The organism is Novosphingobium sp. BL-A-41-Hi4B-X5A, assembly GCF_055521705.1.
On the sequence record NZ_CM145500.1, the window covers coordinates 1,715,150 to 1,730,866 of the forward strand.

The 15,717-nt window shown below is 65.5% G+C and carries 9 protein-coding genes; 4 read left to right on the top strand and 5 right to left on the bottom strand.

All coding sequences use genetic code 11. The features are described 5' to 3' along the window. Nucleotides 1-33: 33 nt before the first annotated feature. Nucleotides 34-636, bottom strand: a complete 603-nt coding sequence (locus tag ACZ1JY_RS08205) for a Crp/Fnr family transcriptional regulator (RefSeq protein WP_465128966.1) — start codon at nt 634-636, stop codon at nt 34-36. Nucleotides 637-873: 237 nt separating this feature from the next. Here ACZ1JY_RS08205 and ACZ1JY_RS08210 point away from each other — a divergent pair, with 237 nt between their 5' ends. The 4 genes from ACZ1JY_RS08210 to ACZ1JY_RS08225 all read left to right on the top strand — a co-directional run bounded on the left by ACZ1JY_RS08210 (nt 874) and on the right by ACZ1JY_RS08225 (nt 8,943). Then, nucleotides 874-1,311: a hypothetical protein gene (locus ACZ1JY_RS08210; RefSeq protein ID WP_118073140.1), complete on the top strand. Its 438-nt coding sequence runs from the start codon at nt 874-876 to the stop codon at nt 1,309-1,311. Between the two features lie 115 nt (nt 1,312-1,426). After that, a complete protein-coding gene (locus ACZ1JY_RS08215) occupies nt 1,427-4,450 on the top strand; it encodes an ATP-binding protein (protein ID WP_465128967.1) in 3,024 nt (1,007 codons plus the stop codon). Further along, nucleotides 4,447-5,805: a cytochrome P450 gene (locus ACZ1JY_RS08220; protein ID WP_465128968.1), complete on the top strand. Its 1,359-nt coding sequence runs from the start codon at nt 4,447-4,449 to the stop codon at nt 5,803-5,805. The genes ACZ1JY_RS08215 and ACZ1JY_RS08220 overlap by 4 nt, the downstream gene beginning before the upstream one ends. An 18-nt stretch (nt 5,806-5,823) precedes the next feature. Beyond that, a complete protein-coding gene (locus tag ACZ1JY_RS08225; RefSeq protein ID WP_465128969.1) occupies nt 5,824-8,943 on the top strand; it encodes a Dyp-type peroxidase in 3,120 nt (1,039 codons plus the stop codon). 61 nt (nt 8,944-9,004) lie between these two features. Here the strand turns inward: ACZ1JY_RS08225 and rpoH are convergent, their stop codons facing one another. From rpoH to clpB, 4 genes are all read right to left on the bottom strand, one after another. Next, complete coding sequence (gene rpoH, locus ACZ1JY_RS08230) at nt 9,005-9,937, bottom strand: RNA polymerase sigma factor RpoH (protein ID WP_465128970.1); 933 nt, start codon at nt 9,935-9,937, stop codon at nt 9,005-9,007. Between the two features lie 78 nt (nt 9,938-10,015). After that, on the bottom strand, nt 10,016-10,993 hold the full coding sequence (locus ACZ1JY_RS08235; RefSeq protein ID WP_465128971.1) for an RluA family pseudouridine synthase: 978 nt from the start codon (nt 10,991-10,993) through the stop codon (nt 10,016-10,018). A 54-nt stretch (nt 10,994-11,047) separates the two neighbouring features. Next, nucleotides 11,048-12,154: an acyltransferase family protein gene (locus tag ACZ1JY_RS08240; protein WP_465128972.1), complete on the bottom strand. Its 1,107-nt coding sequence runs from the start codon at nt 12,152-12,154 to the stop codon at nt 11,048-11,050. Nucleotides 12,155-13,029: 875 nt separating this feature from the next. Continuing rightward, a complete protein-coding gene (clpB, locus tag ACZ1JY_RS08245; RefSeq protein ID WP_168905183.1) occupies nt 13,030-15,609 on the bottom strand; it encodes an ATP-dependent chaperone ClpB in 2,580 nt (859 codons plus the stop codon). Nucleotides 15,610-15,717 lie beyond the last annotated feature (108 nt).

The window sequence follows — 15,717 nt, forward strand, 5'->3', positions numbered from 1 at the left end:
CCCGGTCTGGCAACGCCTTGGCAGACCTGATCGTCAACTGCTCTGCGAATAACGATGCAGCCGGTCGGCCAGCCGCGCCACCGATGGCACGACGATGCGGCGTCCCTCGCGCGTGACCAGCCCTTCCTTGATCAGCAGCGAGAATTCGCGCGTCACGGTTTCGCGGTTCGTGCCGATGCGGGCGGCAAGTTCGGCCTGGGTCGGAATGCGGTTGATCGTGGCGGCGCCGGCCTGATCCGGCTCGCCTGCCAGCCGCAGCAATTCTGCCGTCAATCGCGGCCCGACGCCCATCGTCGAAAGCTCGTAGATGCGGTTTGTCAGGTAGCGGACTTGGTGCGAAAGGTACCGGGCCAGCCACAGCGAGAGGACCGGCTCCACGCCCAGCAGGCCGGTAAAGGTCGGCCCGGGAATGACCAGCAGGGTACTGTTCTCAGCCGCGACCACGTCGGCCGAGCGCGGCTCCCCGTCGATCGCGGCAAGTTCCCCGAACATCTCCCGCGCGCCGATGGCACGGAGCACCGTCTCGCGCCCCTGCGCCGAAACGAGCGAGACGCTGACGCTGCCCTCCAGCACGACGTAGACGTCGGTCGCTGGCAGACCCACCGCAAGCAGGACCTGCCCCTTGCGCACGCGCATCTGCCGCCCGTGAAGAGCAAGAACTGCCTGGACATCATCCGGCACCATTAGGATCGAACTGGACACAGATATCACCGTTCCCGCGGCATCTCACGGCGAAGGCTTAGAGAATGTGCGCCAAATCACAAGGGGCCGGTGCGCTGGCCGACGGACGCCTCACGCGGGCGGACGGCATAGAGAGCGGCCCGACACTTCCACCGTTTTCGGCCAATTGCCGGGGACGAACGACCGAGGCCAATGCAGCGCTATCTCATCTGGAAATCCGGCCCCGGCCCCCTGCAGGTCGAATTCCGGCGCGTGGGCGAGGCCATCCTGCGCCCGTCGCTGCAGATCGTCACGCCGACCGGTTCCGATCCCCTGCCCCGGCAGGACGATTGCGATGTCGCGCGCTTTTCGCTTTCGGACGAGGATGTCGACCGCGTGCTTGCGGCACGGGGCGCTCTGCGCCCGCCCTGCCTGATGCTGCAATGCGATGCCTTTCTGGGCCTGGCGTGCGACCAGCGGCGCTGGGGCTGGTCCATCCGCGTCTCGCGCCAGGGCGAGGCGCTGCCATGCTACGACCTTGACGGCACGGCCCTGCCGCTGCGCCGCGATGGCTTTACCCGGGCGCAGTTGCAACGCATCCCGGAACGCTCGGGCATGGCGCGCAGCCACCAGATCATCGGCCTGTCATGACCGGCAGTGCGACAGCACATGCACAACGCCCCTGCCGATTCTCGTTGCGATTCAGTCAACAAACTGAATATCTGCCATTGTCAGTCGGTTTGGCGCGAGATTCGACCGGACTGTCATGGGGGCGAAAGACAACAAGGTGCGGGCCGAGGGACTCGATACTGCCACCGGACAACCGGTGCAGCCGATTGCCGGGGAAGCGAACGGGCGGGTGCCCTCGCTGTCCGGCGATGTCGAGGCCGTGCGCTTTGCCACCGTGCTTTTCGCCGATATCGTCGGCTCCACCCGGCTCATTTCCGTGCTCGATCCGGAAGACGCCCGCGACGTTCTTGACAGCACGATCAGCCTCATCCGCAAGGCGATCCACGATTTCGACGGCATGGTCGTGCGCGTACAGGGCGATGGCGTAATGGCCGTGTTCGGCGTGCATCCGGCGGTGGAGGACCACCCCTTGCGCGCCGCGCTTGCTGCACGCGCCATTGTCGAACGCATGCGCAGCGGGCCTTCGGGCATTCTTCCGGCACCGCGCGCACGCGTCGGCCTCCATTCCGGGCCGATCCTGCTGCGCCGCCAGGACAACGATTTCGGCAGCATCCTCGATGTCGTCGGCCATGCCACGCACGTTGCCGGGCAGATCGAAAAGCTCTCGCCACCGGCCAGCGTGGCAATTTCGGCCACTACCGTTTCGCTGATTGCCGAATCCTGCCAGTTGCAGCCACTCGGCACGATCACCAGCGAGATCGACCAGCGCGGCGAAGCGGTCTTCGAACTCACCGCGATTGATCTTGAAGGCGGTGACCGCATTCCGGTGAAGGGCAACGCCACCAGCCCGCTGATTGGCCGCGATGTCCAGCTCGACGCGGTCAAGGCGCTGGTTTCGGGTCAGGCGGGCGCCGCATTGTGCATCGTCGGCGAAGCCGGGATGGGCAAGAGCCGCCTGCTTCTGGAAGGCGCGCGCCTCTCGGCGGGCTTCGGCGTGACGACGCTGGTGGTCCGTGGCAACGCCCTGCTCGCGCCGGTGCCGTTCGGTTGCCTCGGCGGTCCTGTCCGACATCTGATGCAACTGTTGCAGCCCCTGCTGGCCGACGTGGCATCCGCCGCAGCGTTGACGGCAGACCAGGCCGAATGCCTGCAGGGCCTTATCGACAATGGCCAGAAGTGGCTGGCCCATCTCGCTCCGGGCGACCGCAACCGTATCGCCACGCAGACGATCCTGCGCCTTTTGCAGCTCGCCGTAGTCCACGTTCCCCTGCTCCTGCTGGTCGACGATGGCCAGTATCTCGATCGCGAAAGCCTGTCGGTGCTCACCGGCATCAGGGATGGCCGCATCATGACGATGCTTCTGGCCGGACGGCCGGAAGCGCTCACCAGCCTCGCCCAATGCTGCGATCAGGTGATGAACCTCGAACCGCTCGGCCCCCGCGCCGCACGCAGCCTTGTCGCGATGATCAACCGCTTCGCTCCGCTTGATGACGATACAATCGAGCGGATTCTCGACCGTGCCCAAGGCCTGCCGCTCGCCCTGCAGGAATTCGCGGTCAGCGCGCAAGGCGAGGACGGCACAGAACCGGCCGAACTGTCGGCCCGCATCCCGGCACGGCTCGATGCCCTGCTTGGCGCCCGCCTCGCCGCGCTTGACGATGATGCGACGCGCCTGTGCCAGTTCTGCGCCGCACTTGGGCCGATCTTCCCGGTAAGCCACTTGCAGCAGGGCGCTGCCCTCGTCTGCCGCAACCCTTCCGGCGCCATCGCGCGGCTGGTCGAAGCGCGGGTGGTGGAATTCGCCGTGGCCAACCAGGCGCGGTTCACCCACCAGCTGGTGCAGGAAGCGGCCTATCGCACCATGCCCCGGCGGCGGCGGACCGCGATGCATGCCAAGGCGCTCGAACTTCTCGCCACGCAGGCCTCGTCATCGCAGGAGGCCGAGGTCGCCAGCCATGCCGAACTTGCGACCCACGCCGAGAAGGCCGGCCTGCCGCAGCGCGCTCTCGGACATCTCTGGGATGCCTGCCAGCAGGCATTGAGCCTCGCCGCGATCGATTCGGTGCGCCAGCTCTACCTGCGCGCGCGTGAAATGGCGGCACGCCTAGAACCGGCCGCTGCCGCGATGGAACGGGCACGCTTCTCGCTGCTCGCCTTCGATACGCTGCAGCAACTCTCGCAAGAGCAGATCACGCGCGAAGACATGGCGCTTCTGGCCGAAGGCACCGTCGACATGGGCCCCGGCATCCGCACCGTCGCACGGATCAACATGGCGCTGCTTGACTGGATCGATGGCGCTCCGCTTCAGGGTGAAGCCTGGCTCGCCCGCGCCGAGGCCGATCTCGATGCGCATGACAGCTTGCCCCGCCGGACCTATGCCGATCTCGTCGCGGCCTATCTCGCCTTCTCGCAAGCCCGCCCGCGTGCGGCAATCGCGCGGATCGAACGTCTGGGCAACCGGCTGGACGATGGACAGCGCGGATCGACCTTCGGCGCGGTGGTGGTGATCCCCCACGTCCTCGCCCGCGCTTTCGGCGCGTGGTATCTTACCGATCTGGGTGAAATCGCCAAGGCACGCTCGTGGGTGGCCGAGGCGCTCAACCTTTCGCGCCGCTATGCCCACGCCTATTCCCGACTGCTCGCCGATCTCGCCCATGGCTACCTGCATTACCGCGAGGGCAGGTTCGAACGGGCCCTTGGCATATTGCGCGGCGCCTATGCCGATTGCCTGCACCACCATTTCCTCGGCTTCGAACCGGCCAGCGCAAGCTGGCTTGCCCTGACCCTGATCGAACTCGGCCAATTGCACGAAGCCGAAGCCGTGCTGGCGGAATCGGTCGCGCGTGGCCACTTCCGGCAGGTCCGCACTTCTGCGACCTACTACCTGCACGAGGCCCGCGCCCGCCTCGCCATGGCGCAGGGCAAGGTGGTGCAGGCCGCCGACCTTGCCGCCGAGGCTCTCGAACACAGCCGCTCGTGCGGAGAAGCGATGCACGAACTGCACGCACTGGTGCTGTGCCGCGAGGTTGAGGCGCATACCGGGATGGCCGTGTGGGGCGCGCAGGATGTGCCGACCGCCGATCTCGTCAGCAGGATCGACGAACTCGGCCTCGCTTGCCTGCAACGCCGGCTCGTCGCCATCGAGGATCGCATCGCATGAACCAGCAGGACGTGCTTGCCGCAGCGTCAGCCCGGTTGTTCCAGCCGGGTGCGCCCGCGCTGCTCCGCTGCGCCGAGCTGGACAAGAACGGCGTTCGTGTCTTCGCCGCCGCAAGGCACGACGTGGTCAGCGCCCTGCTCTGCGAAGAAGACACGTTCTCTCTGCAGCAGTACGACGACTTGCTCGAACAGGTCCTGCCCGGCACGCGCTACCTTGTGGGTGAGAACGACGCCAACCGGCAAGTGCGCCTCCGCCAGCTCCATGCTGCGCAAAGCTGGCTCAATGCCCGCATCCCCGGCGTGAACCCAAGCCTTCCGCCCAATCTCGATCCCGGTTTCCGCGGCTGGATCGCAGCCATGGCGCGCGAGGAAGCTACGCATCTTCTCGACCGTTACCAGCCGCGCGCGCGCACTGGCGAGACCATCAACTTCGTCCGCGAATATGCCTTCCTGCTCTCCTACCGCATGGCGCGGCGGGTTCTGGGCGTGCCTGCACCCTCCAAGGTGCCATGGCCGGTGCCGCTGCTGCTGTTTGCCCGCAACCTGACGAGACCCGGCCCCGCCCTTCGCCGCAGGGACGAACTGGGCGATGCGCTCAACGCCCTGTTCCTGCAGGTGCCACTGTTCGGCCATGTCTTCGGAACCATCACCACCAGCACCGGGACGATGCCGTGGCTGGCCGGGAAGACCGCCAGCGTCGGCCTCGCCGCCATCGACGATGCGCTCGACATGCCGCAAGTGGCGCCCGAAACCAGCCTGCTCAGCGCGCTTGTCGCGGTGCAGCCGCAGTTCCCCGAAGTCGCCGACTACCGCCTGCAGGCGCGCAGCGTCCTGTTCGAATTGACCGGCGCGCTCGTGCTGATCGTCGGCAAGGTGCTTTCGGAAGTGGCCGCCTTCAGCGCCTCGGAGCGTGGACGCGCAGCGGGCATCCCTTGGCCCGCGCTGGTGCAGCGGCTGGGCGATCCCGCGCCAAGGCCCGAAGCGCGCGACGCCACCGTCGCCGAAATGCTGCGCCTTGCTGATACCAGCCAGCTCGTCCGCCGCGTCCGCCACGATTGCACTTGGCGCGGGCAGCAACTGAAGGCCGGTGACCGCATCGTTGCGCTGGTCGGCGCTGCAGCGCACGACGAGGCAGCATTTCCCCAACCGCACCGCTTCGCTCCCGATCCGGCGCGCCCCTACATCACCTCCGGCCCGCTGCAGGGGCCCCATGTCTGCTACGGCCGGGGCATTGCCTGGACCATCATTGCCGAGGCCATCGCCGCCACATCCGGGCGAATTGAACCCGCACCCAACGCCGCTCTCGGCACCTTCCTCGGCCTGCCCGACGACCTGAGCTTTACCGCCATCCCCTAATTACAAAGGAACCAACCTTTGAGCGTCAATCAGGACTTCGTCACCGTTGCCATCCCCTTCGGAGACAAGTCCGAATGGTGCGACGTCGGCGATATAGAGCGCGAGATCGGCGAACTCGGCAATCCGGCGAACGAAGCCATGGCCACGGCCCTGCGCCAGACCGGCGTGGTCCACTTCGCCAGCATCCACGCCATCCCGCCCGAAGCGCCGGGAAAGCAGGCCCATCTGGTGCTCGAAGCCACAGTCGATGGCAACGCCGGACGTGCGCTCGATCTGATTGCCGAATACGCCGGAGCGCTCCTGCTCCCGGTGCTCAAGCTGACCAGCGGCATCAGCGCGGTCGGCGAGGTCCTGCCGCTGCTGCGTCGCCATGCCTACGGCATCAACCCGGCGGTGTTCCGCGTGCCGTTTCTCGACCGCCGCCTGACCGGCCTGCCCTTCGTCGGTCTGCCGGGCCTCGGCGTTCGCACCATCGACGAGAACCGAGCAATCGTCGCCAAGGCGCGTTCCATCATCGCGCGCGAACGTGCCCGCTCCTCGCTCCACGGCCCGCAAAGCCTGTTCCGCGTCGTCGCGACAGAGCTGAAGGACGACCTCGTCCGTCTGGAAGACCGCAAGCCGCCCAAGCTCGCGTTCTGCGAACGCAACGACGCGCCGTGGCTGGATTTCGCCCGCTCGCGCTGGACGCTCGGCTGGATCGGCAAGGGCCTTGCCAACGCGCAAGGACTGATCTGGCCGCTGCTGGGTATCGGCTATCTTCTGGCACTTCTGCTCGGCCGCGCGGGCGGAGCCACCGGCTTTGCGCTCCTCAAGGGCGCGATCCTGCCCGCCGTGGTCATCGCGCTGCTGATTGTCGCCGCGGTGGCGTGGGCCTTGCGCCGCGACGAACTCGCCAACACGCCGGTGGACCGCACGCCATCTGCCGCCGCACTCGGCGCGATGATGGCCAAGGAGAATGCCCCCGGCGTGATCCCCAACCACATGGTCAGCGTCACTACCCTGCGCAAGGCATGGGTGCGCAAGTGGACCTTGCCGCTCGCCTTCACTGCCGTTGCCATCATGGCGAAGATCGGGGTGATGCGGAAAGGCTTCCTCGCCACCATCGGCACGATCCACGCCGCACGCTGGGTCGTCCTGCCGGGCACGCGCCAGCTGGTGTTCTTCTCGAACTACGATGGCAGCTGGGAAAGCTACCTCGAAGATTTCATCACCAAGGCATCCGAAGGCGTCACCGCCGTCTGGAGCAATGCCGAAGGTTTCCCCGCCACGCGCCTGCTGTTCTTCAAGGGCGCCGAGGACGGCGACCGGATGAAGCGCTATGCCCGCTGCTCGATGCGCCCCACCCCGTTCTGGTTCGCCGCACACCCCGATCTTTCCACCACCGCCATGCGCAAGCACGCGCTGATCGTCAGCGGCCTCCTGTGCAAGGACCGCCTCGAAGCCAACCCGTCGGACGCCGAGGCCTGGCTCGACCTGTTCGGCTCGATCCCCCGCCCCGATTACGGGTTGCAGTATGAGGAAATCCAGACGCTGATGTTTGGCGGGCTCAAGCGTCATCCGCACAGCCGCGTCGTCGCGCTCAACTTCGGAGAGCCGAGGCGCGAAGGCAGCGCCCACCCTTATGCCCACGTGCAGAAGTGGCTGGCTGGCCTGATCGCCGAAGACCTCGTCTCGTTCGGTGACAAGCCGCCGCAGGACTTCGTCTGCAATATCGCCTTCTCCGCCGCCGGCCTGCGCCTGCTCGGGCTGGACAAGGAACTGGCGCTCGAAGGCCCGGGCACGCCGCAAGGCTTCCCGCCGGCCTTCTCGCTCGGCATGGCCCACGCCAGCCGCAAGCGCGCACTGGGCGATCCAGAACAGCTCGAATGGTGTGACGACGATACCCACATCGTGCTGCTGCTCTATGCCAAGGACGAAGTTGCCGCGCAGAAGTTCGCGCAGATCGTCAGCGACGCTGCCGCCATCGGCATCACCGAAAAGGCCTCCATACGCACCGGCCTCAAGGCCTTCGACCTCGAACGCTTCAAGGAGGCATGGCGAACCAGCGACGACAGCGTGTCCAAGCCTGCCGAGGGCGCAGAATTCGTCCATGCCACATCAAGCAACGACGACCTCTCCGAAGAACCCTTCGGCTTCGTCGACGGCGTCTCGCAGCCCCTGGTGCGCGGCTTTCCCGGCCGCCACGGCGCGCCTGATCCGGTCCACGGCGTTGAGCCCGGCGAGTTCATCCTCGGCTATACCGACAACCGCGGCTACTACCCGCCCTCGCCGCTGGTCGAGCGCCCGATGCAGGATCTCGGGATGTGTCCGCAGCTCCTTCTCCCATCGCCCCCGCCCGACCAGCCGACACAGTACCCCGATTTCGCCGATCAGGGCGCCCGCGCGCGCGATTTCGGCCGCAACGGCAGCTATCTGGTGATCCGCCAGCTCGCGCAGGACGTCGATGGCTTCCGCCAGCAACTCGATGAAAAGGCGCACGAAATCTGCAAGCAGCCCGATGTCATCAACCCGCACAACGGCAACATCCACCGCACCCGCGAATGGATCGCCGCCAAGATGCTCGGCCGCTGGCGCGATGGCTCGGCGCTGATCGACAATCCCTTCCACCCGGCGATGAAGAGCGGGGTGGACGCGATGCGGAAGAACGATTTCCTCTACAAGGACGCCGACCCGCAAGGCCTGCGCTGTCCCTTCGGTGCCCACGTCCGCCGCACCTTCCCGCGCGACAGCCTCGCGCCGACAGAGCCGGTCGAACTTTCCGTCAGCAACCGCCACCGCCTGCTCCGCCGTGGCCGGCCCTATCTCGACAACGACGGCGATACCGCGCGCGGCACGCTGTTCATGGCCTTCAACGCCGATCTCGAACGCCAGTTCGAATTCGTCCAGCAGACCTGGCTCGCCTCGCCCACCTTCCACGGCCTCGAAGCGGAGCCCGACCCCTTCGCCATGCACAAGGGCCCGACCGAAACCCCCGACCAGCGCTTCACCATCCTCGGCCGCAATGCGCCGCTCGAGCTATGCCCGGTACAGCGCTACGTCACCTTGAAAGGCGGCGGCTACTTCTTCCTCCCCGGCCGCCACGCCTTGTGGTTTCTGGCCGGGGCCGCGCTGGATACGGACCGGCTGCACATGTCGTAGGCCCAAACAAAAACGGCCGGGCTCGCCACCCGGCCGTTTCGTATCAATCACCCAACCCGCATCAGGCCGGCAGCAGCTTGCGCTCCACCGCGATCCGCTGGATCGCCTTCTGCAGCTTCTCGAATGCGCGCACCTCGATCTGGCGGACGCGCTCGCGGCTGACATTGTAGACCTGCGAAAGCTCTTCCAGCGTCTTCGGCTCGTCGACCAGACGGCGGTCGGTCAGGATATGGCGCTCGCGCTCGTTCAGGCTGTCCATCGCCTCGACCAGCAGCTGGTGGCGATAGCTCGCCTCCTCGGCCTCGGCCACGGTCTCGTCCTGCAGCGGGCGGTCGTCGGTCAGCCAGTCCTGCCACGAACCCTCGCCGTCCTCGCGCATCGAGACGTTGAGCGAGGCATCGCCGCCCATCATCATGCGCCGGTTCATGTTGACCACTTCCTGCTCGGGCACCCCGAGGTCGGTCGCGATCTTGCGCACGTCGTCCGGATGCAGGTCGGAATCCTCGAACGCCTCGAGGTTCTTCTTCATCCGGCGCAGGTTGAAGAACAGCTTCTTCTGCGCCGCCGTGGTGCCCATCTTCACCAGGCTCCACGAGCGCAGGATGAATTCCTGCATCGAAGCCTTGATCCACCACATCGCATAGGTGGCCAGACGGAAGCCCCGGTCGGGCTCGAACTTCTTCACGCCCTGCATCAGGCCAATGTTGCCTTCGGAGATCAGCTCGCTGACCGGCAGGCCATAGCCGCGATAACCCATGGCGATCTTCGCCACGAGACGCAGGTGGCTCGTCACCAGCTGGGCGGCAGCTTCGGGATCCTGGTGTTCCTGAAAACGCTTGGCGAGCATGTATTCCTGCTCAGCCGTCAGCACGGGGAACTTGCGGATTTCCGAGAGATAGCGGTTGAGGCTGGCTTCCCCGCCAAGGGCAGGTACTGTCAAAGCTTTTCTTTCCTCACTCACCTGAACACGTCCTTTCTTCTCGTCGGTTCCCATGTGACGGCCCCCTGATGGGCGACCGGCGGCGGGACCACTCAAACGGAGCCTCTTCGCGGACGACTCCAAAGTCCTTCATTACAACATCGCCAGTACCTTTGCATCATGCCCTTCAGCGCAGAGTTCGACGATGAGTTCCCGCATATCGACGGGCGTCGGGCTGGCGAAATGATGGGTTGCACCGGTAACGGGGTGAACGAACCCCAGTTCCGCCGCATGCAGCGCCTGGCGATGAAACCCAAGCCGCTGGAGCAGCGGCCGAAGCTTTGAAGGTGTGCGTCCATAGACAGGATCACCCAATAGCGCATGGCCGATTGACGCAAGGTGAACGCGCACCTGGTGGGTTCTCCCGGTCTCCAGCCGACTCTCGACCAAAGCCGCCCCTTCGAGCGCCGCAAGCGTGCGGAAATGCGTCACGGCATGCTTTCCGCGACCGTCCTCGACCAGCGCCATCTTCTTGCGGTCATGGCTGGACCGCGCAATCGCCCCGCGCACCGTGCCGGATGGCGGCATCGGCACGCCCGCCGTTACGCACTTGTAGGCGCGCACGATCGAATGGTCGGCAAACTGCCTGGCCAGCCCCTCATGCGCCACGTCAGTCTTGGCGACGACGAGCAGCCCGGACGTATCCTTGTCGATCCGATGCACGATCCCCGGCCGCGCCACCCCGCCAATGCCCGAAAGCTGCCCCCGGCAATGGTGCAGCAGCGCGTTGACCAGCGTGCCGTCAAGATTCCCCGCCGCCGGATGCACCACCAGCCCCGCCGGCTTGTCCACCACGATCAGCGCATCGTCCTCATAGACGACGCTCAGCGGAATATCCTGCGCCACAGCCTCGGCCGGCGCGGCTTCCGGCACGCGGATTTCGAAGGCGGTGCCCTCGGCCACCTTGACGGAAGCTTGGCTCACCACCTTCCCCGAAAGGCTGATCCGCCCCTCGGCAAGCAAAGCCTTCACCCGCTCCCGCGAAAGGCCCGAAGCATCGGCCAGAGCCTTGTCCAGCCGCTGCCCGCCACTCGCGACAGTTCCGGAAATGATCGTGTCAGCGGCCCCCATCGGTGGAGATATGGGTGGCCTCCACCGTGACGGCAAGGGCCGCTCGCGACAGCTTCAGGCGTAGGCGACTTCGCGCTTGTCCTTGAGCGAGCGGCCGAATTCGTGGAACGGTTTCTCGATCAGGCGATAGGTCAGCGTCGAAATGATCAGCGTGCCGATCAGCGTCAGCACGAGCAGTGCCACGGACAGGGCGACATTGCCGAGGTTCAGCCTTTCAAGCAGGTTTAGCGCGCCCACGATCACCAGCATATGGGAAAGATAGACCGAATAGGCCATGTTGCCCATCTTGAGCGCGAACGGATGCGTAAACGCGCGTGATGCCGCAGCGAACGGCCCCTTTTCCTGCTCGCGAGCTATCACGATCGTCACCATCATCATGATCCAGATCATGTAGGGCAGCGTGGCCGGCGTCTTCAGGAACAGCAGGAACGGCACGCCGAACACCGCGAAAGGCAACATCGGGAACTGCAGCGCCGGATTGCCCTCGAACCGCGCCTTCAGGAACGCGAAGCTGAAGATGCCGATCAGGAATTTGTGCAGGTGCGTGCCAAGGAAGCCGGCAGGCATGAAGCGCGACAAGGCAACGCAGACAGCAGCCACAAACAGCAGCCAGACCATTCGGCCCAGCGGCGCTGATGGCCGCGCCCATGCGATCATGAAAGGCGCGATCAGGTAGAACTGCCACTCCAGCGAGATGCTCCACGCCTGACCGAGAAAGGCATAGTCGGTGCTGGGCAGGAAGCGATCAGGGATCAGCCCCTGAACAGCAGCCAGATGCGCCCATAGGTGCGGCCAAAAGTAGGTCAGGCTGTCAGTAGCAATCCTGATGCGGTTATCCTGCATGTATCCGGCAGGAGCCGCTTGCCACGTCTGCAACGCCAGTGGCGCAAGCAGTGCCGATATAACGAGGAAAAACAGGTAGACAGGGAAGATTCGCAGGAAACGGCGCGTGATGTACATGCCGAAACGTTCGGGACGCTTGTCGATCAGTGCCGCTATAGCAAATCCGCTGAGGATCACGAAAACGTCAACAGCATATCCGTTATAAAGCTTTGTTTTACCGATGAAATGTGGGATCGGCGCAGTGGTGGACCAATGCCCGATGACCACCCACCAGGCCATCAACCCACGCAGACCTTCAAGTTCGCGAATATACTTCATTGTCTGCTCCAGGCGGCCCGGGATCGGCACCCACCATCAGTCCCGTAAAAACACGTATAGCGCTCGATTGGTGCGCTGTGAACCGCGATGCAGCATCACTCTTCGCACGTGCAAAACCACGCGTGGCAAGCACGTTCGTGCGGAAGCACCTTGACAAAACGAACCATATAGGTTATACGCCCCGCCCACAGGTCAGGAGAGGGCACAAGGCCATCCCGCTCCTCTCCCTTCGGACGCCAACACATCGTGAAGGCTTCCGGCGCGATCGGTGCGGCAGGTGCGCGTGGGTTCAATGCGGGGCGTAAAGCCCAAGACCCACCGGGCAAGACCTGTCGTTACCCAAGGACAGACAGGACACCCCAGGGCTGATAGCACGGCGCGTAAGCCCTGAGCGACGCTGCGGATGCGGAACCCGCCTGACTTGCGTGACAGTGTCTGCGCAAACGACAGGTTCTTTTCACACAGCCGCTTGCCAGAAGCCAAGGCAGCCCGCGAGCCGCTGCCAACGCTTCGTCCTCTCACATATGTCCGACCATCAGGCTGAGCCGATCAGGGGTTCGGAACCGCCCCCGGCCACTCGCACCCGGTCCCGCGCCCCATCCCTTGCGTGCCACAACGGCACCGCACTGGTCGCGCGATCTGTGATTTTCCCACCGGCGTTACCGTCCGCACTCGCCAGCGGATGCTTTTTTGCATCGAGCGTGGAATGGTTCACGCAGAGACGCAGAGGAAGAAAGGGAGGCGCAGAGTTCTTGGGAAGGCGCCTGCGGCGCAGCCGCCTCAAACTCTTCTCTTCCCCGCGTCTCCCCTTGCTTCTCCGCGTCTCTGCGTGAAACAGAAAGAAAAAGGGGCCACCGCAGCAGCCCCTTCCTCGATCACTCCACGACGAAACTCAAAGCCCCATCGCCCTCGTCGATGCGCACGGTCGAACCGTCCGGCACCTCGCCGCCCAGCAGCTTCTCGGCCAGCGGGTCCTGCAGATAGCGCTGCACCGCCCGCTTCAGCGGACGCGCGCCATAGACCGGATCGTAGCCGACCCGGCCCAGCCAGCGCTTGGCCGCATCGGTCAGGTCCAGCACGATCTTGCGATCCTTGAGCAGCCTGGCCACCCGCGCCACCTGGATCTCGACGATCGGTGCCATGTGCTCCTGGCCCAGACGGTGGAAGAGGATGATCTCGTCCAGGCGGTTGAGGAACTCGGGCCGGAAATGCCCGCGCACCACGTCCATCACCTGCGGCTCGACGGTCTGCACATCCTGCCCCTCTTCGAGGTTCGCAAGATACTGGCTGCCGAGATTGCTGGTCAGGATGATCAGCGTGTTGGTGAAGTCCACCACGCGGCCCTGCCCGTCGGTCAGGCGACCATCGTCGAGCACCTGCAGCAGCACGTTGAACACGTCCGAGTGCGCCTTCTCGACCTCGTCGAACAGCACGACCTGATAGGGCCTGCGCCGCACCGCCTCGGTCAGCACCCCGCCCTCGTCATAACCGACATAGCCCGGAGGCGCGCCGATCAGGCGGCTGACCGAGTGCTTCTCCATGAACTCCGACATGTCGATGCGGACCATCGCGTTGTCATCGTCGAACAGGAAGCCGGCCAGCGCCTTGGTCAGCTCGGTCTTGCCCACGCCCGTTGGCCCCAGGAACAGGAAGCTGCCGAGCGGACGGTTCGGGTCCTGCAGGCCGGCGCGCGCACGGCGCACCGCCTTGGACACGGCAAGCACCGCGTCCTTCTGCCCGATCACCCGCTGGCCGAGCACTTCTTCCATCTTGAGCAGCTTCTCGCGCTCGCCTTCCATCATGCGGTCAACCGGCACACCGGTCCACTTGCTGACGACGGCAGCGATGTCCTCGGCGGTCACCTCCTCGCGCAGCATGGCATTGGCGCTGACGCCCTGCGCTTCGGCCAATTGTCGCTCAAGCTCGGGAATGCGGCCATAGGCAAGCTCCCCGGCCTTCGCCAGGTCGCCATTGCGCTGCGCCACGTCCAGCTCGCTGCGCGCGGCGTCGAGGGCCTCTTTCACCTTGCCCTCGGCGGCGATCTTGTCGCGTTCGTTCTGCCAGCGCGTGGTCAGCTCGGCCGATTGCTGTTCGAAGTTCGCCAGTTCCTCGCGCAAGGTCGCCAGCCGGTCCTTCGACGCGGTATCGGTCTCCTTGGCCAGCGCCATCTCCTCGATCTTCATCTGGATGATGCGGCGGTCGAGCTTCTCGATCTCCTCGGGCTTGCTTTCCACTTCCATGCGGATGCGGCTCGCCGCCTCGTCCATCAGGTCGATGGCCTTGTCGGGCAAAAAGCGGTCGGAGATGTAGCGGTTGGACAGGGTCGCCGCCGCCACGATCGCATTGTCGGCAATGCGCACGCCGTGGTGCAGCTCGTACTTGTCCTTGATGCCGCGCAGGATACTGATCGTGTCCTCCACGGTCGGCTCGCCCACGAACACCGGCTGGAACCGCCGCTGCAACGCGGGGTCCTTCTCGACATACTTCTGGTATTCGTCCAGCGTCGTCGCGCCGATGCAGTGCAGCTCCCCGCGGGCGAGCGCGGGCTTGAGCAGGTTGCCCGCATCCATCGCGCCCTCGCTCTTGCCCGCCCCGATCAGGGTGTGCATCTCGTCGATGAACAGGATGATCTGGCCTTCGGCGCCCTTGACCTCGTCAAGCACCGCCTTGAGCCGCTCCTCGAACTCGCCGCGATACTTCGCGCCCGCAATCAGGCTGCCCATGTCGAGCGCCATCAGCGTGCGGTCACGCAGCGAATCCGGCACGTCGCCATTGGCGATGCGCAGCGCGAGGCCTTCGGCAATCGCGGTCTTGCCGACGCCCGGCTCGCCGATCAGCGCCGGGTTGTTCTTGGTGCGGCGGGCGAGGATCTGCACGGTGCGGCGGATCTCCTCGTCGCGGCCGATCACCGGATCGAGCTTGCCCTCGCGCGCGGCCTCGGTCAGGTCGCGGGCATACTTCTTCATCGCATCATAGGCGTTTTCGGCGCTGGCGCTGTCCGCCGTACGCCCGCCGCGCAGCTGCGTGATCGCCGCCTCGAGCGCCTGCGGCGTGACGTTCGCAGCCTTCAGCGCCTGCCCCGCCGAAGTCGTGGTGGCGAGCGTCAGCGCGACGAGCATACGCTCGACAGTCACGAAGCTGTCGTTCGACTTGGCCGCGATCTGCTCGGCAGAATCGAGCACGCGCACCGCATCGTTGTCGAGGCCCGGCGTCTGCTGCGCGCCCGAGCCGGAGACGGCGGCAATCTTCGCCAGCGCCTTGTCGACTTCGGTCTGCGCCAGGGCAGCATTGCCGCCCGCGCGCTGGATCAGCCCGCTGGCCATGCCCTCGCTGTCTTCCAGCAGGGCCTTGAGGATATGGTCCGGCGTGATCCGCTGATGATTCATGCGGATCGCAACGGTCTGCGCGGCTTGCAGGAAGCCCTTGGCGCGGTCGGTGAATTTCTCGAGGTTCATAAGGTCGAGTGTCCTCCTGTTGCGCAAGACATGGTGTGGCTTTTTCGCAACACAAGTGCTCCGCCGACGAAAAAGCTACACCGCTCGACCGGGGTGGTTCCTTGATCG

Bases quoted from the DNA above. Each gene is read 5' to 3' on its own strand.
- ACZ1JY_RS08205 (WP_465128966.1), bottom strand. From the start codon at position 636: ATGCGCGTGCGCAAGGGGCAGGTCCTGCTTGCGGTGGGTCTGCCAGCG.
- ACZ1JY_RS08210 (WP_118073140.1), top strand. From the start codon at position 874: ATGCAGCGCTATCTCATCTGGAAATCCGGCCCCGGCCCCCTGCAGGTC.
- ACZ1JY_RS08240 (WP_465128972.1), bottom strand. From the start codon at position 12,154: ATGAAGTATATTCGCGAACTTGAAGGTCTGCGTGGGTTGATGGCCTGG.
- rpoH (WP_465128970.1), bottom strand. From the start codon at position 9,937: ATGGGAACCGACGAGAAGAAAGGACGTGTTCAGGTGAGTGAGGAAAGA.
- clpB (WP_168905183.1), bottom strand. From the start codon at position 15,609: ATGAACCTCGAGAAATTCACCGACCGCGCCAAGGGCTTCCTGCAAGCC.
- ACZ1JY_RS08235 (WP_465128971.1), bottom strand. From the start codon at position 10,993: ATGGGGGCCGCTGACACGATCATTTCCGGAACTGTCGCGAGTGGCGGG.
- ACZ1JY_RS08215 (WP_465128967.1), top strand. From the start codon at position 1,427: ATGGGGGCGAAAGACAACAAGGTGCGGGCCGAGGGACTCGATACTGCC.
- ACZ1JY_RS08220 (WP_465128968.1), top strand. From the start codon at position 4,447: ATGAACCAGCAGGACGTGCTTGCCGCAGCGTCAGCCCGGTTGTTCCAG.